At 70.9% G+C, this 18,421-nt stretch carries 18 protein-coding genes; 10 read left to right on the forward strand and 8 right to left on the reverse strand.

Annotation, left to right across the window (positions count from 1 at the left end):
• Positions 1 to 52 precede the first annotated feature (52 nt).
• Positions 53 to 1,591: a gamma-aminobutyraldehyde dehydrogenase gene (locus ABZT06_RS17270; RefSeq protein ID WP_355741036.1), complete on the reverse strand. Its 1,539-nt coding sequence runs from the start codon at positions 1,589 to 1,591 to the stop codon at positions 53 to 55.
• Positions 1,592 to 1,802: 211 nt separating this feature from the next.
• Here ABZT06_RS17270 and ABZT06_RS17275 point away from each other — a divergent pair, with 211 nt between their 5' ends.
• A complete protein-coding gene (locus tag ABZT06_RS17275) occupies positions 1,803 to 2,372 on the forward strand; it encodes an NADAR family protein (protein ID WP_355741038.1) in 570 nt (189 codons plus the stop codon).
• Positions 2,373 to 2,416: 44 nt separating this feature from the next.
• Here ABZT06_RS17275 and ABZT06_RS17280 read toward each other — a convergent pair whose 3' ends face one another.
• Positions 2,417 to 3,103, reverse strand: a complete 687-nt coding sequence (locus ABZT06_RS17280; RefSeq protein ID WP_355741040.1) for a DUF4190 domain-containing protein — start codon at positions 3,101 to 3,103, stop codon at positions 2,417 to 2,419.
• 619 nt (positions 3,104 to 3,722) lie between these two features.
• Between ABZT06_RS17280 and ABZT06_RS17285 the strand changes: the two genes are divergently transcribed.
• Positions 3,723 to 4,763, forward strand: a complete 1,041-nt coding sequence (locus tag ABZT06_RS17285; protein WP_355741042.1) for an adenosine deaminase — start codon at positions 3,723 to 3,725, stop codon at positions 4,761 to 4,763.
• 18 nt (positions 4,764 to 4,781) lie between these two features.
• Positions 4,782 to 5,477, forward strand: coding sequence for a glycerophosphodiester phosphodiesterase (locus ABZT06_RS17290; protein ID WP_355741044.1), 696 nt, complete (start codon positions 4,782 to 4,784; stop codon positions 5,475 to 5,477).
• On the opposite strand, the gene ABZT06_RS17295 is transcribed toward ABZT06_RS17290, so the two are convergent.
• Positions 5,474 to 6,067 (reverse strand): NAD(P)-binding domain-containing protein, encoded by a 594-nt coding sequence (locus ABZT06_RS17295; RefSeq protein ID WP_355741046.1) that lies wholly within the window; start codon positions 6,065 to 6,067, stop codon positions 5,474 to 5,476. The genes ABZT06_RS17290 and ABZT06_RS17295 overlap by 4 nt on opposite strands.
• Before the next feature lie 82 nt (positions 6,068 to 6,149).
• On the opposite strand from ABZT06_RS17295, the gene ABZT06_RS17300 reads away from it, so the two are divergent.
• A complete protein-coding gene (locus tag ABZT06_RS17300) occupies positions 6,150 to 6,557 on the forward strand; it encodes a helix-turn-helix domain-containing protein (protein ID WP_355741048.1) in 408 nt (135 codons plus the stop codon).
• On the opposite strand, the gene ABZT06_RS17305 is transcribed toward ABZT06_RS17300, so the two are convergent.
• The gene (locus ABZT06_RS17305; protein ID WP_355741050.1) at positions 6,502 to 8,172 is read right to left on the reverse strand and encodes a sigma-70 family RNA polymerase sigma factor; all 1,671 of its coding nucleotides are present in this window, start codon (positions 8,170 to 8,172) and stop codon (positions 6,502 to 6,504) included. The genes ABZT06_RS17300 and ABZT06_RS17305 overlap by 56 nt on opposite strands.
• Positions 8,173 to 8,405: 233 nt before the next feature.
• Here ABZT06_RS17305 and ABZT06_RS17310 point away from each other — a divergent pair, with 233 nt between their 5' ends.
• Positions 8,406 to 9,539, forward strand: coding sequence for a serine hydrolase domain-containing protein (locus tag ABZT06_RS17310; RefSeq protein ID WP_355741052.1), 1,134 nt, complete (start codon positions 8,406 to 8,408; stop codon positions 9,537 to 9,539).
• On the opposite strand, the gene ABZT06_RS17315 is transcribed toward ABZT06_RS17310, so the two are convergent.
• Both ABZT06_RS17315 and ABZT06_RS17320 read right to left on the reverse strand, forming a co-directional pair.
• The gene (locus tag ABZT06_RS17315) at positions 9,532 to 10,059 is read right to left on the reverse strand and encodes a hypothetical protein (protein ID WP_355741054.1); all 528 of its coding nucleotides are present in this window, start codon (positions 10,057 to 10,059) and stop codon (positions 9,532 to 9,534) included. The genes ABZT06_RS17310 and ABZT06_RS17315 overlap by 8 nt on opposite strands.
• Before the next feature lie 54 nt (positions 10,060 to 10,113).
• Positions 10,114 to 10,539, reverse strand: coding sequence for an SRPBCC family protein (locus tag ABZT06_RS17320; protein WP_355741056.1), 426 nt, complete (start codon positions 10,537 to 10,539; stop codon positions 10,114 to 10,116).
• 190 nt (positions 10,540 to 10,729) lie between these two features.
• Here ABZT06_RS17320 and ABZT06_RS17325 point away from each other — a divergent pair, with 190 nt between their 5' ends.
• Complete coding sequence (locus tag ABZT06_RS17325) at positions 10,730 to 11,197, forward strand: hypothetical protein (RefSeq protein ID WP_355741058.1); 468 nt, start codon at positions 10,730 to 10,732, stop codon at positions 11,195 to 11,197.
• Between the two features lie 6 nt (positions 11,198 to 11,203).
• Here the strand turns inward: ABZT06_RS17325 and ABZT06_RS17330 are convergent, their stop codons facing one another.
• A complete protein-coding gene (locus ABZT06_RS17330; protein ID WP_355741060.1) occupies positions 11,204 to 12,394 on the reverse strand; it encodes a spermidine/putrescine ABC transporter substrate-binding protein in 1,191 nt (396 codons plus the stop codon).
• Between the two features lie 185 nt (positions 12,395 to 12,579).
• A complete protein-coding gene (locus ABZT06_RS17335) occupies positions 12,580 to 14,019 on the reverse strand; it encodes a gamma-aminobutyraldehyde dehydrogenase (protein WP_355741062.1) in 1,440 nt (479 codons plus the stop codon).
• A 171-nt stretch (positions 14,020 to 14,190) separates the two neighbouring features.
• Between ABZT06_RS17335 and ABZT06_RS17340 the strand changes: the two genes are divergently transcribed.
• The 4 genes from ABZT06_RS17340 (at position 14,191) to ABZT06_RS17355 (ending at position 18,361) form a co-directional block, all read left to right on the forward strand.
• Positions 14,191 to 14,733 (forward strand): Lrp/AsnC family transcriptional regulator, encoded by a 543-nt coding sequence (locus ABZT06_RS17340; RefSeq protein WP_355741064.1) that lies wholly within the window; start codon positions 14,191 to 14,193, stop codon positions 14,731 to 14,733.
• A gap of 19 nt (positions 14,734 to 14,752) precedes the next feature.
• On the forward strand, positions 14,753 to 16,117 hold the full coding sequence (locus ABZT06_RS17345) for an aspartate aminotransferase family protein (protein WP_355741066.1): 1,365 nt from the start codon (positions 14,753 to 14,755) through the stop codon (positions 16,115 to 16,117).
• Positions 16,118 to 16,307: 190 nt separating this feature from the next.
• A complete protein-coding gene (locus ABZT06_RS17350) occupies positions 16,308 to 17,048 on the forward strand; it encodes an ATP-binding cassette domain-containing protein (protein WP_355741068.1) in 741 nt (246 codons plus the stop codon).
• Positions 17,030 to 18,361 (forward strand): hypothetical protein, encoded by a 1,332-nt coding sequence (locus ABZT06_RS17355; RefSeq protein WP_355741070.1) that lies wholly within the window; start codon positions 17,030 to 17,032, stop codon positions 18,359 to 18,361. The genes ABZT06_RS17350 and ABZT06_RS17355 overlap by 19 nt, the downstream gene beginning before the upstream one ends.
• Positions 18,362 to 18,421 lie beyond the last annotated feature (60 nt).

The following is an 18,421-nucleotide window of genomic DNA, read 5'->3' on the forward strand; positions in this document are numbered from 1 at the left end:
GGCCGCGGGTCGGGCGGCCTGGATACGTCACCCGGCGGTAGCCGGAAATCGGTTACAGCCGGTCCCCGAAGATCGTGCGGTGCCAGTCCTTCGCCGCCACCGCCGTATTATCGAACATAACGTGCTTGAGCTGGGTGTACTCATCGAACGAGTACGCGGACATGTCCTTGCCGAAGCCGGACGCCTTGTACCCGCCGTGCGGCATCTCGCTGATGATCGGGATGTGGTCGTTGACCCACACGCACCCGGCCTTGATCTCCCGCGTGGCCCGGTTCGCCCGGTAGACGTCCCGGCTCCAGGCGGAGGCGGCGAGCCCGTACGGGGTGTCGTTGGCGAGCCGGATGCCCTCGTCGTCGCTGTCGAAGGGCAGGACGACCAGTACCGGCCCGAAGATCTCCGACTGGACGATCTCGCTGTCCTGGGCGGCGTCGGCGACGAGCGTGGGCCGGTAGTACGCCCCCTTGGCGAGCTCTCCCTCGGGCACCTCGCCACCGGTCACCACGCGCGCGTAGGCACGCGCACGGTCGACGAACCCGGCGACCCGGTCCCGCTGGACGTGCGAGATGAGCGGCCCGAGATCGGTACCGGCGGCGAACGGGTCGCCGAGCCGGACGGTCTCCATCAGGGCCGCGGTCTTCTCGACGAAGGCCTCGTACAGCGGCCGCTGCACGTACGCGCGCGTGGCGGCCGTGCAGTCCTGCCCGGTGTTGATGAGCGCGCCCGCCACGGCCCCGTGGACGGCGGCCTCCAGATCGGCGTCGTCGAAGACGACGAAGGGAGCCTTGCCGCCGAGCTCCAGGTGCAGCCGCTTGACGGTGGCGGTGGCGATCTCGGCGACCCGCTTGCCGACAGCCGTCGACCCGGTGAACGAGGTCATGGCCACGTCGGGGTGCCCGACCAGACGCTCCCCCGCCTCCTTCCCGGTCCCGGTGACGATGTTGATGACACCGTCGGGAATCCCGGCGTCGGTGGCCGCCTGGGCGAAGAGGAGCGAGGTGAGCGGGGTGATCTCGGCGGGCTTCAGCACGATGGTGTTGCCGGCAGCGATCGCAGGAAGGATTTTCCAGGCGGCCATCTGCAGCGGATAGTTCCACGGCGCGATGGACCCGACCACACCGATGGGCTCGCGCCGCACATAGGACGTGTGATCCCCGGAGTACTCACCGGCGGACTGCCCCTGAAGGTGCCGCGCGGCCCCGGCGAAGAAGGCGGTGTTGTCGATCGTCCCCGGGACGTCGAACTCCCGGGTCAGCTTCAGCGGCTTCCCGCACTGGAGTGACTCCGCGCGGGCGAAGTCCTCGGCACGGTCGGCGAGCACGGCGGCGAACCGGTGCAGGGCGTCGGAACGGTCACCGGGAGTGGTGGCCGCCCAGCCCGGGAAGGCCGCGCGAGCCGCGGCGACCGCGGCATCGACATCCTCGGCGCCCGCCAGCTCATAGGTGAACACCTCCTCACCGCTCGCGGGATCCACGACCGCGTGCGTACGGCCGGAGGTCCCCTTGGTGAGACGCCCTCCGATGAACTGCGCGCCTTCGGCGAACCGCTCCTGGGCCGCGAACCGGTCCGGGAGGGCAGTGCCCGGGTTGTGCATGTCGCTCTCCTCCGCCGTCACCCCGCGGTGGCCGCGGGCGGGTGGCGTAGCTCCAGCTCGATTTGAGTGCCGATCCTGACAGAGCAATGGCACTCCTACAAGTGATTCCGTTGTTGCCTTTCGGTTACGCGACGGAATCTGTCGACCAGGTGTCGAGTCGCCTCCGAAAAGGAAGGACGGACTGTCAGTGGTTCCTGCCAGACTCGCGTGCATGGGGAAGATCACGGGGAAGATCGATTCACAGGATGCCCTGGTCAAGCAGGTCCGGGCCGGCGCGAAAATCAAGTATCTGCACTTCTGGGGCCACCGCCCGCGTCCGGACGGCCGGGTCGGCGCGAGCTGTCTGAGCCAGTGGTGGCCGTCACCGTTCGTGGTCGACGGGGTGACCTATGCGACCGCCGAGCACTGGATGATGGCGGGCAAGGCCCGGCTTTTCGAAGATCAGGAGGCGGAGCGCCGGATCCTGGCGGCCGGATCTCCGGCCCAGGCCAAGAAGGTGGGCCGACAGGTCGCGAGCTTCGACGAGCAGATCTGGCGGCGTGAGCGCTTCGGGATCGTCGTGGAGGGCAGCGTGCACAAGTTCGCGGCCCACGACGACCTGCGGGAGTTCCTCCTGAACACCGGCCACCGGGTGCTCGTCGAGGCCAGCCCGATGGACCGGGTGTGGGGGATCGGCCTCGCCGCGGACGACGAGGCGGCGGCCGCCCCGGAGCGCTGGCGGGGCCCGAACCTCCTGGGCTTCGCGCTGATGGAGGCGAGGGAGCGGCTCAGAAACGCGTGAAGGGACCACCGGATCCGGTGGTCCCTTCGTCTCCGCTACGGGCGCTACGCCACGGGGGCGGCGGCCACGACGGCGAGGGAGCCGTCGTAGTAGTCGGATTCGTCGTCCGAGTTGATGGCGGCGGTGATCCCGATGGCGAGCAGCACGATCACCGCGATCCCGAGGATCGTCCCGATGATCCCCATGATGAACCCGGCCTGCGCCTGCCCGTGGTTGGTGGCCTCACCCCGCTCGGCCCGCTTGCGTCCCTTGATCCCGAACACGATGGCGAGGACCCCGAGCACCAGCGAGAGGATGCCGTACATGCAGAACAGGGCGCAGGACAGGATGCCCAGCACCATCGCGGCGACGCCCATGCCGTTCTGCGGGGGCATGGGCGGGGCCCAGCCGCCGTATCCCTGCGGGCTCTGCGGATAACCGGGGTAGCCGTAGCCGGCGGGAGCGCCGGGGCCCTCGGGTCCGACGGGGGGAGGCGGCACGGGAGCGGGGCCGCCGGGTATGCCGGGTCCGGGGTAGCCGTATCCAGGAGTGGGGGCGGGTCCCGCGGCCGCGGGAGGCGGGAAGCCGTAACCGTCGTTCGGCACGGACGTCACGGTGGCCTGATCATGCACGGGGGGCGACGGCGGCTGCCCGGCACCGGGCGACGGGCTCTTCTCCAACGAAGGCCCACTGCTCTCCGGTGGAGCCCACGGGTCCCGACCGTCCCCGTTCGACTGCGTTCCGTCCGTCATGCTCACGTCCCCCTAGGTCGTTCGTGCGGCCATGTTACGGGGTGCCTGGCCATGCTGGGCTTGGGCGGGGCGCCTATGGGGGTGCCGGGTCGGGGTGTCGGGCGGGTGCGGGTCGGTGGGGGCTTGTCGCGCAGTTCCCCGCGCCCCTGGGGAGTTGCAGTCACCTGCGCCAGGACAGGCCGTTCGCTACCCTCGCGCGCCACGACGGATCGTTCCTCTCCCCTCGCGCGCCACGACGGGCCGTTCGCCGGAACGTGCGCCACGACGGGCCGGGTGGGGGGTGTCCGCCCGCAGCGGCCGGCGTCCGGCACCGCGCACAGCTCAAGGAACCGAGCCGCCGGACCGAGGACGGATACCCCCCACCCCGGCCCCGACCCACAACACACCCGCACGCGCTACACCCGCCCCCACCGGAGCCGCACAGGCCGCCGCAGGCACCCAGGGGCGCGGGGAACTGCGCAACAACGCCCACCCCCACCGAACCCGCACAGGCCGCCGCAGGCACACACCCCCACCCGCCTAACATGTTCCGCAACGATCAGCCGATCACCGCGCCGCACGGAACGGCACCGCACCGCACCGCCCCACCGTGCCCGGCGCCCAGCAAGGGGAGGCCCCCATGACGACGCCCGACCACCTGCACGCCTTCATCGCCGACCTGCCCAAGGCCGAACTCCACGTCCACCACGTCGGCTCCGCCTCCCCACGCATCGTCTCCGAACTGGCCGCCCGCCACCCCGACTCCAAGGTCCCCACGGACCCCGAGGCCCTCGCCGACTACTTCACCTTCACGGACTTCGCCCACTTCATCGACGTGTACCTCAGCGTCGTGGACCTGATCCGCACGCCCGAGGACGTGCGGCTCCTCACCTACGAGGTGGCAAGGGAGCTCGCCCGCCAGCAGGTCCGCTACGCCGAACTCACCATCACCCCGTTCTCCTCGACCCGCCGCGGCATCGACGAGCGCGCGTTCATGGAGGCGATCGAGGACGCCCGCAAGGCGGCGGAGTCCGAGTTCGGCACGGTGCTTCGCTGGTGCTTCGACATCCCCGGCGAGGCCGGCCTGGAAGCGGCCGAGGAGACGACCCGCCTCGCCACCGACGACCGCCTCCGCCCGGAGGGCCTGGTGAGTTTCGGTCTCGGCGGCCCCGAGATCGGCGTCCCCCGCCCCCAGTTCAAGCCGTACTTCGACCGGGCGATCGCCGCCGGCCTGCACTCGGTCCCGCACGCCGGCGAGACGACCGGCCCGGAGACGGTGTGGGACGCCCTCACCCATCTCCGCGCCGAACGCATCGGTCACGGCACGAGCTCCTTCCGGGATCCGGCGCTCCTCACCCACCTCGCCGAGCACCGCGTCCCGCTGGAGGTGTGCCCCACCTCCAACATCGCGACCCGAGCCGTCCGCACCCTCGACGAGCACCCGATAAGGGAGTTCGTGCGGGCGGGGATCGTCGTCACGATCAACTCCGACGACCCCCCGATGTTCGGCACGGACCTGAACAGCGAGTACGCGGTGGCGGCGAGGCTCCTGGACCTCGACGAAGAGGGTCTGGCCGAGCTCGCGAAGAACGCGGTCGACGCGTCGTTCCTCGACGAGCCGGGCAAGGCCAGGATCAGGGACGAGATCGACACCTACACCCGCACGTGGCTCGCCCGCTGATCCCACCACAATGGGCGCATGCAGAAGCTGACGGCCGTGGCACACCGCGGCCACCCCTACCGCGTCCGTGAGAACACGATCGACTCCCTGCGTGCCGCGCTCGACCGGGGCGCGGACGCGGTGGAGATCGACGTACGGCTCACCAGGGACGGCGTACCGGTGCTGCTCCACGACGAGACGCTGAAGCGGCTGTGGGAGCACGACCGGCCCCTCCGCTCCTTGTCGGCGGACGAGGTGCGAGGGCTGACGGACGGCCAGGTGCCGACGCTCGCGGAGGCCCTCGAAGCCACCGACGGCCACCGTCTGATGCTCGATCTGCCCGGCACGAGAGAGGTACGAGTCGCCCGTCGGGTGGTCGACGTGGTCCGCGAGTGCGGTGCCCAGGACCGCGTCTACTACTGCGCCGACGCCACCGCCATGCTCGCCGTCCGCGAGGCCGACCCGTCCGCGGAGATCGCCCTCACCTGGACGACCCTCGCGCCCCCGCGCCCCGCCCTCCTGAACGCCGTGAAGCCCCGCTGGCTCAACTACCGTTTCGGCCTGATGGACCGGGAGCTCGCCGAGCGCATCCACACCGACGGCTATCTGATCTCCGTCTGGACCCCCGACACCCGCCGCTCGATGCGCCGCCTCGCCGCCCTGGGCGTCGACTCGATCACGACGAACCGGGTGGACCTGCTCTGCGCGCTGAGAGCACAGGCGAACGGGAGTTAGACCCCCGAGTACGCCAACGGCGGCGAGATCGCCTGCGCGTCCGCCCCCTCCCCCACCCACAGCCCGATCAGCAGCGCAGCGGTCGCCTCCAGGAGTCCGGCCCGGTCCAGTCCCCCGGCGTTCAGCGGCTCGCAGCCCAGGTCGCGGACGAGTCGTCGTACGACGGTCAGGGCCCCCTCGTCGTCCCCGCACAGGGGCACCGCGAGGGGGCGGCCGTCGAAGACGGGCGGGGTGAGCCGCCAGACGTCGACGTGGCACAGGTTGAAGGCCTTCACGACGCGCGCCGAGGGCGCGGCGGCGGCGATGCGTTCGGCGGCGGAGGGCCCACCGCAGGTGAGCAGACCGAAACCGGGCCCCACCGGATTGGTGCAGTCGATCAGCAGCTTCCCGCGCAGTGCGTCCCCCAGCCCGCCCACGACCTCGACCACCGCCTCGTACGGCACCGCGAGCAGCACCGCGTCCGTCCCGTACTCCGCCGCCTCGCGCAGCCCTCCCGAACGGCTCCCGGCGACCACCTCGTGCCCGGCCCGCCGCCACTGCGTACCCAACGCGTCCGCCATACCGCCCCGGCCGATGATTCCCACCCGCATGACGCCTCCCGCTGTTCGCCGGAACTCCCGTGTCTCCGGATCCGGCACGACACTAGGAACCCGCTTGGGCACCATTCGGTACGTGACCACCGACCTCGCCTTCCTCGCCGACTGCCGCACCCGCCTCGCCTTCGACCTGGTCTCCAACACCTGGAACCCCGTGGTGGTCTGGGCCCTCAAGGACGGCCCCGGCCGCCCCGGCGAACTGCGGGCGCGCATCGGCGGGATCAGCCAGAAGGTGCTGACCCAGACCTTGCGCCGGCTGGAGTTCAACGGACTCGTCGAACGCCGGGCGTACGGCGGCTCTCCGCCCCGAGTGGAGTACGAACTGACCGTGCTCGGGCGGACGTTGCTCGCGCCGATCGAGGCGTTCGGTGCCTGGGCGCACGACCACGGGGACGAGGTGATGGACGCCCAGGAGCACTACGGCAGCGCTACACCCGGGACCGCTGTCCAACGGTCGCCGGGTCGGCGGGGGTCGACCGGGTGACGTACTGCGGTACGGGGGTGTCGTCCTTGCCGGTGTCGCGGACCAGGCCGTAGCGCTTCGCGCCCCCGTCGGGGCCGGTGGTGACGTCCTTCTCCACCGCGTCCCAGCCGGAGGGGAAGACGCTGAGGCCGTAGTCGGCGCCGCGTTCGTTGACCGTGAGGGTGACGGCGCCGTCGAGGTAGAAGTACTCGTTCTGCCACATTTGCTGGGTGCCGGCGGGCAAGACGGCGTAGCCGGTGGTGGAGTTGCCCATTCCGGTGGCGGTCGGGTCCGTGGCGCTGACGGAGTCGTCCATCCGCCGGCCGCCGCCCGAGGCGACGTGGAAGAGCTCGCCCTTGAGGCCGGTCCAGGCCGGCATGACCAGGCTGCCCGCCCGGTACTGGGGCGAGAGCTGCCAGCGGACCAGGACATAGCCCTCGCCGGTGAGCGTGACGCTGTCCCCGCGGTGGTTCATGACGGCGTGCGCACCGCCGGTGCTGGTGATGCCGGTCTCGGGCCGGTGCGGCAGGGCGGCGGGCGGGGTGTCGGGGTCCGGTGCCCGGTCGACGGCGTCGACGACACTGCCGTAGAGGGCGGTCCTGGTCCTGGTGGGTGTCGCCGAAGGGGACGGGGTCGACGGCGTGGGCGACGGCGTGGCCGGCACCGAGGGTGGCCGGTACGTGCTCGCCGCCGTGGGCGAGACCGCCACCCGCGGCGCCGGGGCGTCCGGGGTCTGCGTGACGACGTACGCGCCGCCCGCGACGATCGTCGCGCCCGCGGTGGCCGCGACGATGGGCTGGGTGAGCGCGCTCAGCACCTTGGCGGACCAGCTCACGGAGGCGACCGTGGCGGTGGCGGCCGCGGCCGTCTTGCCGCCGAGGGCCAGCGAGAGGGTGAACCCGACCGGGACCGGCACCAGCGCAATCCCGACCAGCAGCCGCTCCGCGGGTACGACGGCCTCGCGCGTGTCTCCGCAGTAGGCGCAGCCGCGGATGTGCCGGGCCAGCCGCTTGCGCCAGACCGAGTCGGGGCGGCCGTTCCAGCGGGCCGTCCGTTCACGCAGGCCGGGGCAGGCTCCGTCGAGGGCCCGGACGATGCCCCGGGAGGTCTCCAGGCGCTCCTTCATCCGCTGGACGCGCACGGCGGCGTGCTGCCGGCTGATGCCCACGGCGGCGGCCAGTTCGCGCCGGGTGAGTTCGCCCGCGACCTCCAGCCACCACAGCGACAGCAGCTGCCGGTCCTCTCCGTCGAGCCAGCGCACGGCCTCGGCGACCTCGCGCCGCTGTCCCTCCAACTGGAGTCGCAGGACGGTGAGTTCGGCGAAGTCGGCGGCCTCGCGCGCGGCCGACTCGTCCAGCGGGGCGGGGGTCCTGCGGCGAGCCCGGTCGCGTATCTGGCGCATGGCGATGGCGACCAGCCAGGACCGGAAGCTCTCCGGGTCGCGCAGGCTGCCCAGGTTGCCGACGGCCCGCAGCATGGTCTCCTGGACGACGTCGTCGACGTCGGCGTGGCCGTTCAGGGCGCGGCCCACGATGTTGTAGACCAGCGGCAGCCAGCCCTCGACGAGTTCGTCCAGCGCCCGCCGGTCGCCGTCCTGCGCCGCCGCGATGGTGTCGCGCCACTGCCGCGTGTCCACGTCGTCCTTTCCGGCCGGTGCCCCCTTCGTGCATGGCGTACGTGGAGACGGAGTGAAGGGCTCCGCGATAACACTTTTTCGTCCCCCTAGGGGGCTTCCCCCACAACTCGCCTAGCGGCAGCCGGAGTTGCTCGGGGTCCCACCAGGGGCCGGGCCCTTCTCACCGACGATCCCGCCGCCTCGACGGTCCCGCAGGATGATCACACACATCTCACATCCCCTGGAGCCCACTCATGCGTGACATTCGTCGCAGAAGCATCCTCGCCGGCGCCCTCGCCGTGCCCTTGACCGCCGGTCTGCCGACCGTGGCCGCTACCGCGCACAGCACCTCCGCACCGGACGGCAAGGCGTTACGCGCCGCGATCGCCGGACTCCCCGACGCGAACGCCACCGCGGCCCTGGTCCGGATCGGCGGCGCCGGCGGCGACTGGCGCGGCAGCTCGGGCGTGCACGATCTGGAGAGCGGGCGGCCCGCCGATCCGGGCGCGCGGTTCCGGGCCGGGTCGACGACGAAGGTGGTCACGGCGGCGGCCGTACTGCGGCTGGCGCACCAGGGGCGGATCGACCTGGACACACCGGTCCAGCACTACCTGCCCGGCCTCCTCGGCCGGCAGTTCCAGCCGGTCACCGTGCGGCGGCTGCTCGACCACACCAGCGGCATCCCGGCGGGTGACGGTCTCGGCACCACCTTCGAGGAGGTGTACGCCCACCGCTTCGACACGCTCAGCCCCCAGCGGGTCGCCGCGTCCGCGGGTGCGAAGAAGCCGGAGTTCTGCCCGGGGGAGCAGCAGCACTACCTCAACATCAACTACACGTTCCTCGGCCTGCTGATCGAGCGGGTGACCGGGCGGTCGTACGCCTCCGAGGTCGGCCGGCTGGTGCTGGCGCCGGCCGGGATGCGGGACACGTACTTCCCGGGCGCCGACCCGCGCATCCTCGGCCCGCACAACCGGGGCTACCAGGCGGTGAAGCGGGCCGACGGAACGACGGAGTTCGTGGACGTCACGGAGTGGAACCAGGCGGACCGGTTCGCGGCCGGGGACATGATCTCCACGACCGCGGATCTGGAGCGGCTGCTCACCGGCCTCCTCCGGGGCCGGATCGTCCCCCGGCCGCAGCTGAGGGAAGTGTTCCGGGTCCCCTCGGGCATCACCGGCGCGAGCTACAGCGCGGGTGGCCTCCAGCGCTTCGAGTCCGGCGGGAAGGTCTACTGGGTCAAGTCCGGCGGCCGGTACGGCTACAACTCGGCGATCGCCGCCACCCGCGACCTGAGCCGTACGCTCGTGTACTCGGTCAACTCCACCGACGCCAAGAGCGAGGACGCGAACCCGGTCATCGTCCGGATCATCACCGCCGCGCTCAAGTAGCGGACACGGCAGGGGAGCTGGGCGCGGAGCCGTACGGAGTGAGCGCCTCCAGCCGCTTGATCTTCCGCCGTACGACGTACAGCGGGAGCACTCCGAACACCCCGAACGCCATGTCGATCACACTCCACCAGAGCGGGATTCCCCGGATCGGACCGCAGACCAGGGCGAGCGGGACGATCCCGGCGCAGGCGATCATGGCGAACTCGACGACCCAGATGTTGCGGACCGGGTCGCGGTAGGGGCCGTAGAAGGCGACCGCGATGACCAGGTGGGCGAAGGCCAGCCAGTCCGTGCCATAGAGGAGGAAGGGGTAGTCGGAGTCGGCTGTGTCGAGCCCGTGCCGGACGCGCGTGATCCAGTCGGTCAGGGCGTCCGGCGCGGGAAGGTGCCGCAACACGTCCTCGGCCCAGCGCAGCTCGTGGACCAGCGGGAAGGCCGTGGCTCCGCTGAGCACCAGGCAGACGACGAAGAAGACCAGCCATGCGCGGATGCCCTTGAGTTGGGCGGCTCTGTCGCTCATGGCAGCAGCGTACGCCTGCATTTGAACACGTTCAAAAGCGATGCCCGTGCGAGGTCAGGACGCCGCCGCCGTCTCGGCCAGTTTCTGGAACTCGCCGAGGTCGTAGTTGGCGAGCGCCGAGTCCAGATTGGTCAGGGCGCCGAGGTGCTCGACGAACCCCTGCGGGTCGTACTCGATCTGCAGCGTCACCCGGCTCGTGGTGTCACTGAGCCGGTGGAAGGTGGCCACGCCCGCGTGGTGCACCCCCTCCACCGTGCGCCAGGCGATGCGGTCCTCGGGGACGACCTCGGTGAGCTCGGCCACGAAGTTCTTGTCGGCGCCGGGCAGTTGCAGCTGCCAGGCGAAGCGGCGCTCGTCCATCCTCTCCACCAGGCGTACATGGCTCAGAAAGGTCGGCCACCGGGTCACATCGCTCCACAGCGCCCAGGCGACAGCCACGGGAGCCTCGATATCGACCGTTTCCACGAGGGACGCGGACATGCGGTACCTCTCCTTCCGGTTGGCCGGGGCCGGCCCGGCGGTTGCGGTGCGCAACGGATACCCCCGCCGGGACGGCACACGCTCGTCTGTTCGTGCGGGACGCGGGTCCTCGGGTCGCCGTCACGCGGAGAGGTGCGCCGAGTCCGGCCCGGAGGGAACCATTCCCCTGCCGTGGGGTATCTGGCCCGGCGTGGGTCTCGTGATGGTGTTCTTCGGACTGGTCCTCATGGGCGGGTGGCTGGCGGCCCTCGCCGGACTGGCGTACGCCGTCGCCACGCTCGTGCGCATCTGGCCGGTGGACTGGGTGCGCCGCGACGGGAACCCGGCCGTACGGCTGCTGGTGCCGACGCCCGCGTTCCTGCGTCTCGACGTGACGCTCACGGTCGTGGCGCTCCTGGCCGACCTGTGGTTCATCTCGCTGGCCATCGTGTTCGGCTCGGACGGCATCTTCACCGAGGGCTGGATGGGCTACCCCGGCATGATGGACCCCACCGGCCGGAGCTACCAGGCGGACGTGGTGAACGCGCTGCGTACGACGGCCTGGTGGACCTTCGGCACGGCGGCCCTGTGCCGTTGCTGGATCACGGCCGGGACGCAGGTGTGCGTGCTGCCGTTGGCCGCCTGGTGGATCGGGTCGTTCGACACCTACTACAGCTGACCGCGTTCACAACCCCACGATCGCGTTCCACCGCTTCGCGTACCCCACCCGCTCCCCGGACGTGATGTCCCGCGCGATCACCAGCCGCTCGCGCATCTCCGCGTCCGGGAAGATCAGGGGGTTCTCGGCGAGGGCGGCGGTGTCCTCGTCCTTGGACGCCGCCAGGACGTCCTGGGCGGCGGGTACGGGGCAGACGTAGTTGACCCAGGCGGCGAGTTCCGCGGCGACCTCGGGATCGTAGTAGTAGTCGACGAGGCGCTCGGCGTTGCTCTTGTGCAGGGCACGGTCGGGGATCATCAGGGAGTCCGACCAGAGCTCCGCGCCCTCCTCGGGGACGACGAAGCGGATGTCGGGGTTGTCGGCCTGGAGCTGGATCACGTCTCCCGAGTAGGCCTGACAGGCCAGGACGTCGCCGGTGACCAGGTCCTTGGTGTAGTCGTTGCCGGTGAAGCGGCGGATGTGGCCGTTCCTGACGTACTTCTCGACCTGGTCGCAGACCGCGTCGAAGTCGTCCGCCGTCCACTTGGTGATGTCGACGCCGTCGCCCTGCATCAGCAGCGCGAAGGCCTCGTCGAGGCCGGACAGCAGGGTGACCCGGCCTTTGAGGTCACTCGCCCAGAGGTCCTTCACCTGCCGGATCTCGCGGCCCAGCTTCCTGCGGTCGTACGCGATGCCGGTGATCCCCGACTGCCACGGCACGGTGTACCGGCGTCCGGGGTCGAAGGCCGGTGAACGCAGCAGCGGGTCCAGGTGCCTGGTGACGTTCGGCTGGTTCGCCCGGTCCATCTCCTGGACCCAGCCGAGCCGTACGAAGCGCGCGCACATCCAGTCGCTCATGACGATCAGATCGCGGCCGGTCTGCTGGTGGTTCATCAGCGCGGGGCTGATCTTGCCGAAGAACTCGTCGTTGTCGTTGATCTCCTCGACGTAGTCGACGGATGTCCCGGTCCGCTTCCGGAAGGCGTCCAGGGTCGGCCGCTTCGTCGAGTCGTCGTCGTCCGTGTCGATGTAGAGCGGCCAGTTCGCCCAGGTCAGCCGCTTGTCGGTGGCGGAGCGGTCGGTGCCGGCCCGGTCGCTCGCGGCCACGTACGCGGCGGGCACCCCGCACCCGGCGAGACCGCCCAGCACCGCCCCGGCGCCGAGCCCGCGCAGCAGAGTCCTACGGGAGAGCGGGGGCGTCCTCGGTGTGAGTGGCATGGGCGCAGCATGCCGCCCGGCACCGCACGCCGACAATCGACGCGGTGCCGAGCGGAGCGCGGAGCGGCGGACACCCTGTCGAGCGGCCGGCCCCTCCCGACGCCGGTAGCCCCAACTCCCTAAGGGGCGCGGGGAACTGCGCGACCAGCCCCCACGAACCCGCAGCCGAAGAACCACCACAAGAACTACCCGTCCAACGAAGTCATCACGTGCTTGATCCGCGTGTAGTCCTCGAACCCGTATCCCGAAAGGTCCTTGCCGTAGCCGGACTTCTTGAACCCGCCGTGCGGCATCTCGGCGACCAGCGGAATGTGCGTGTTGATCCACACGCACCCGAAGTCCAGCTTCTTGGACATCCGCATCGCACGGCCGTGGTCCTTGGTCCACACCGAGGAGGCGAGCGCGTACTCGACCCCGTTGGCCCACGACACGGCCTGCTCCTCGTCGGAGAAGGACTGCACGGTGATGACGGGCCCGAAGACCTCGTTCTGGATGATCTCGTCGTCCTGCTTCAGCCCGGACACGACGGTCGGCGCGTAGAAGTACCCCTTCTCACCGACCTGGTGACCGCCCGCCTCGACCTTGGCGTGCGCGGGCAGCCGCTCGATGAACCCGGAGACCTGCCTGAGCTGGTTCGGGTTGTTCAAGGGGCCGAACAGCACGTCCTCGTCGTCCGGCTGCCCCGTCTTCGTGTCGGCGGCGGCCTTGGCCAGCGCCGCGACGAACTCGTCGTGGATGGAGGACTGCACCAGCACGCGCGTGGCCGCCGTACAGTCCTGCCCGGCGTTGAAGAAGCCCGCCACCGAGATGTCCTCGACGGCCTTCGCGATGTCGGTGTCCTCGAAGACGACGACCGGGGCCTTGCCGCCCAGCTCCAGGTGCACCCGCTTCAGGTCCCTCGACGCGGACTCGGCGACCGACATACCGGCCCGCACCGAACCGGTGATGGACGCCATCGCCGGCGTGGGGTGCTCGACCATCAGCCGCCCGGTGTCGCGGTCACCGGTGATGACGTTGAAGACACCCTTGGGCAGGATCGACCCGATGATCTCGGCGATCAGGACGGTCGACGCCGGCGTCGTGTCCGACGGCTTCAGCACCACCGTGTTGCCGGCGGCGATCGCCGGCGCGAACTTCCACACGGCCATCATCATCGGGTAGTTCCAGGGCGCCACCTGCGCGCAGACCCCGACCGGCTCGCGCCGCACGATGGAGGTCAGGCCCTCCATGTACTCACCGGCCGACCGCCCCTCCAGCATCCGCGCCGCACCGGCGAAGAAGCGGATCTGGTCGATCATGGGCGGGATCTCCTCGTCCCGCGTCAGACCGATCGGCTTGCCGGTGTTCTCCACCTCGGCCGCGATGAGCTCCTCGGCCCGCTCCTCAAACGCGTCCGCGATCTTCAGCAGGGCCTTCTGCCGCTCGGCGGGGGTCTTGTCGCGCCAGAACGGGAAGGCGGCGGCAGCGGCGGCCATCGCCGCGTCCACGTCGGCCTGTCCCGACAGCGGCGCGGTCGCGTACGCCTCACCGGTCGCGGGGTTGACCACCTCGGTGGTCCGCCCGTCCGCGGCGTCCCGGAACTCACCGTCGATGTAGTTGCGCAGACGACGCAGCTCGGTGCTCACTGCCGGCCTCCTGAGGGGGGTTGAAACTGTCCACTGACTGAGACACCCACCCTAATCTCCCGGCCCACGTTTTCAACACCCCCGATCGCGCCAAGACTGCGAAATCCGCAGGTCTCCGTCACGTAAACAACGAATTTCATCGCCCCGACCTTGCGAAACCGACGAGACGTCGTGCACAGTGTGCCCGTGGCCAGTCGAAGCGCAGACCCCAGGGACTCCTGCGAGTCCAGGAGCGAGTCCAGGAGCGAGTCAAGGAACGGCAGCAGCCCGAACCTGGACGCCGTCTCCCTCGCCATCATCGAGCAGCTCCAGGAGGACGGCCGCCGTCCGTACGCCGCGATCGGCAAGGCCGTGGGCCTGTCCGAGGCGGCCGTGCGCCAGCGCGTCCAGAAGCTGCTCGACCAGGGCGTGATGCAGATCGTCGCCGTCACCGACCCGCTCACCGTGGGCTTCCGGCGCCAGGCGATGGTCGGCATCCATGTCGAGGGCGACGTGGAGTCCGTGGCCGACGCGCTGACCGGTATGCCCGAATGCGAGTACGTCGTGATGACCGCCGGCTCCTTCGACCTGATGGTGGAGATCGTCTGCGAGGACGACGACCACCTGCTGGAGGTCATCAACCGCCGCATCCGGGCCATCCCCGGAGTGCGCTCCACCGAGAGCTTCGTCTACCTGAAGCTCAAGAAGCAGACCTACATGTGGGGAACCCGATAACCGTGAGGACCCGATAACCGTGAGCACCAAGGACCTCAGCCAGACCGCGTACGACCACCTGTGGATGCACTTCACCCGCATGTCCTCGTACGAGAACTCCCCGGTCCCCACCATCGTCCGGGGCGAGGGCACCTACATCTACGACGACAAGGGCAAGCGCTACCTGGACGGTCTCGCGGGCCTGTTCGTGGTCCAGGCCGGCCACGGGCGCGTGGAACTCGCCGAGGCCGCCTTCAAGCAGGCACAGGAGCTGGCGTTCTTCCCGGTGTGGTCCTACGCCCACCCGAAGGCCGTCGAACTCGCGGAGCGCCTCGCGCACCACGCGCCCGGCGACCTGAACAAGGTCTTCTTCACCACCGGTGGCGGCGAGGCGGTCGAGACCGCCTGGAAGCTCGCCAAGCAGTACTTCAAGCTCACCGGCAAGCCCACCAAGTACAAGGTCATCTCCCGCGCGGTCGCCTACCACGGCACCCCGCAGGGCGCCCTGTCGATCACTGGTCTGCCGGCTCTGAAGGCCCCGTTCGAGCCCCTCGTCCCCGGCGCGCACAAGGTCCCGAACACCAACATCTACCGCGCCCCGATCCACGGCGACGACCCCGAGGCGTACGGCCGCTGGGCCGCCGACCAGATCGAGCAGGAGATCCTCTTCGAGGGCCCGGACACCGTCGCCGCGGTCTTCCTGGAGCCCGTGCAGAACGCGGGCGGCTGCTTCCCGCCCCCGCCCGGCTACTTCCAGCGGGTCCGCGAGATCTGCGACCAGTACGACGTCCTGCTGGTCTCGGACGAGGTCATCTGCGCCTTCGGCCGCCTGGGCACCATGTTCGCCTGCGACAAGTTCGACTACGTCCCGGACATGATCACCTGCGCCAAGGGCATGACCTCGGGCTACTCCCCGATCGGCGCCTGCGTCATCTCGGACCGCCTGGCCGAGCCGTTCTACAAGGGCGACAACACCTTTCTGCACGGCTACACCTTCGGCGGCCACCCGGTCTCCGCGGCGGTCGGCCTCGCCAACCTCGATCTGTTCGAGCGCGAGAACCTCAACCAGCACGTCCTCGACAACGAGGGCGCCTTCCGCGCCACCCTGGAGAAGCTTCACGACCTGCCGATCGTCGGCGACGTCCGCGGCAACGGCTTCTTCTACGGCATCGAGCTGGTCAAGGACAAGGCCACGAAGGAGTCCTTCAACGACGAGGAGACCGAGCGCGTCCTGTACGGCTTCCTCTCCAAGGCCCTCTTCGACAACGGCCTGTACTGCCGTGCCGACGACCGCGGCGACCCGGTCGTCCAGCTCGCCCCGCCGCTGATCTCCAACCAGGAGACCTTCGACGAGATCGAGCAGATCCTGCGCGCGACCCTCACCGAGGCCTGGACGAAGCTCTAGCCCCCGGCGACCCAGCGGCCCGTACGGCCCGGAGTGCACCCGTCCGAGTGACAGGCGCGCACCCCGGGCCGTGTGCTGTACGGCGTCCCGCCCCCGCCTCCTTAGCGTGCCTGGTAACCGATCGGCCCTGCTTTCGTTCCCCCGCTCGGGGGATTGCAAGGCACAACGGACCAGAACGAGGTGTACGCCCATGGAGGCCCCGCCGGACAACGATGTGCTCTGGGCACACTCCCTGCACTTCACCCACCGCGACGGCTCGCGGGCGCTCCAGGGCGTCTCCCTCGGAGTGCGCGAGGGAGAGATCCTCGCCGTGACCGGTCCGCGCGGCAGCGGCAAGACCGCACTGCTCAGATGTCTGTCGGGACTCACCCCGGCCCAGCGCGGCGAGGTCTGGTTCAACAGCGTGCCCGTGCACACCATGGGCCCGCTGACCCGCGAGCGCCTGCGGCGTGACCGCTTCGGCTGGATCGACCCGGCCCCGGTGCTCGTCCCCGAGCTCAACGCCTGGGAGAACGCCGCCCTCCCCCTCATGCTGCGCGGCACCGGTCGCCGCCGGGCCAAGGTCGCCGCGCTGGAGTGGCTGGAGCGCCTCGACATCGGCGACCGGACCCGCAGCCGCCCGCACGAGCTGACCCAGTCCGAACGCCAGCGCGTCTGCGTCGCCCGCGCCCTCGCCCCGGCCCCGTCGGTCCTGTTCGCGGACGAACCGACGGCTCCCTTGCACCTGGCGGACCGCGCGCACGTCCTGCGCACGCTCACGACGGCGGCACGCTCCCACGGCATCACCGTGGTCCTGGCGACGCACGACAGCGACACCGCGGCTCTGGCGGACCGCACGGTCACCCTCCGGGACGGGCGTCGGGTGAACACCGTCCACCTGCCCCCGATGGCCGAGTCGGAAGGCCGTACCGCGTGCTCGCTCTCCGTCTGACCCGGGGCGCCCGTCCCGCCGTACAGTTGCGCCGCCTCCTGGTGGCACTCGCGTCGGCGGGCACGGGCTTCCTCTTCCTGTGCGCCCTCGGCCACGCGATCAGCCACCCCGAGGACCCGTCGGGCGCCGTCCTCCGCCTCGCGTGGTGCCTGTCTCCGCTGGCGGCGACGGTCCACTTCGCCCTGGCGGTCGCCCGCACCGACCCAGGCACCCGGCCCCGCCCGGGTCTCGCGGCGATCGGCCTCGGACCGGCCCGCCTGATGGCCGTCACCGCCACGACCACGGCCCTGTCCTGCACCCTCGGCTCGATGCTGGCGCTGCTGTTCTTCCTCCACCTGCGGGGCGACCTGACGGGCATGCCCTTCGACGGAGCGGCGGCGGACTTCCTGGCGGCGGACGCGCCCCTCCCGTGGCCCGCGGCGCTGACCCTGCTGGGCCTGGTCCCGGCGATCGCGTCGGTGACGGTGGCACTCGTCCTGCGACCGCGGGACGACAGGCCGGCCTCGGCGAGGAGGCAGGCACGGTCGTTCGGCCGGTTCGGGGCGTACGGCAGGACGGCGGCAACGGAACCCTTCGGTACCTACGGCCGTTTCCGCGCGCGTCCGAGCACGGGCGAGGCCGCAGCACCGACGGACGGCATCCCCGCTCCCACCGACCAGAACCAGCCCCTGGACCCCGGCCGGGACAGTGCCCTGCCCCCTGCCCCGCAGGAAGCCCCCAAGGGCCTCCCCTGGGGCATCGCGGTACTCGCGGCGGGCCTAGCGGTCGAGGCCTACGCCAACCGCCACGGCACCGCCCCCGCCGCCCCCCTCCCCGGCGGCCTCGCGAGCACCCCCTCCGTCCTCGCCGGCTGGCTCCTCACCGCCGTGGGACTGGCTGTGGCCGGACCCGGCCTCACCCACCTGTGCGGCCGTCTCCTGCAGTCCGCCCGGCCCGGCGCCCTCCGCCTCCTCGCCGGACGGGTCCTCATGGCGGAAGCAGACCGGATCGGCCGTCCCTTGGGCATCGTGTGCGCGGTGGCCTCCGGCGCCTACGCCATGACCACCCTGTACGGCCCCACGGGCCCCGAAGTGGGTCCGCTCACCACTCTGGGCCTGCTCCTGGTGACGAGCTGCGCCCTCGCCACGCTGCTGACGGCGGCCGTGGAGGCCAAGCACGCGAGGTCGGACACCACGGCCGCACTGGTCCGCCTCGGCGCCCCCGCGACCATGCTCCGCAGCGCCGCGGCCCTCCGCGCCGGTGCCCTCCTGGCCCTCTTCGGCCCGCTCACCCTGGTCGTGGCGGAGCTGGCGGCGCTCCCTCTGACGCCCTGACGCCCTGACGCCCTGGAAAAAAATCTCTCCCCACCGATGAGTTCCGCCGCGCCCGCCCGT

This window comes from Streptomyces sp. NPDC005483, assembly GCF_040606035.1.
Classification (GTDB): Bacteria; Actinomycetota; Actinomycetes; order Streptomycetales; family Streptomycetaceae; genus Streptomyces.

Excerpts from the sequence above, each read along its gene's own strand:
- ABZT06_RS17270 (WP_355741036.1), bottom strand. The coding sequence starts at position 1,591 with ATGCACAACCCGGGCACTGCCCTCCCGGACCGGTTCGCGGCCCAGGAG.
- ABZT06_RS17275 (WP_355741038.1), top strand. The coding sequence starts at position 1,803 with ATGGGGAAGATCACGGGGAAGATCGATTCACAGGATGCCCTGGTCAAG.
- ABZT06_RS17280 (WP_355741040.1), bottom strand. The coding sequence starts at position 3,103 with ATGACGGACGGAACGCAGTCGAACGGGGACGGTCGGGACCCGTGGGCT.
- ABZT06_RS17285 (WP_355741042.1), top strand. The coding sequence starts at position 3,723 with ATGACGACGCCCGACCACCTGCACGCCTTCATCGCCGACCTGCCCAAG.
- ABZT06_RS17290 (WP_355741044.1), top strand. The coding sequence starts at position 4,782 with ATGCAGAAGCTGACGGCCGTGGCACACCGCGGCCACCCCTACCGCGTC.
- ABZT06_RS17295 (WP_355741046.1), bottom strand. The coding sequence starts at position 6,067 with ATGCGGGTGGGAATCATCGGCCGGGGCGGTATGGCGGACGCGTTGGGT.
- ABZT06_RS17310 (WP_355741052.1), top strand. The coding sequence starts at position 8,406 with ATGCGTGACATTCGTCGCAGAAGCATCCTCGCCGGCGCCCTCGCCGTG.
- ABZT06_RS17315 (WP_355741054.1), bottom strand. The coding sequence starts at position 10,059 with ATGAGCGACAGAGCCGCCCAACTCAAGGGCATCCGCGCATGGCTGGTC.
- ABZT06_RS17320 (WP_355741056.1), bottom strand. The coding sequence starts at position 10,539 with ATGTCCGCGTCCCTCGTGGAAACGGTCGATATCGAGGCTCCCGTGGCT.
- ABZT06_RS17330 (WP_355741060.1), bottom strand. The coding sequence starts at position 12,394 with ATGCCACTCACACCGAGGACGCCCCCGCTCTCCCGTAGGACTCTGCTG.
- ABZT06_RS17350 (WP_355741068.1), top strand. The coding sequence starts at position 16,308 with ATGGAGGCCCCGCCGGACAACGATGTGCTCTGGGCACACTCCCTGCAC.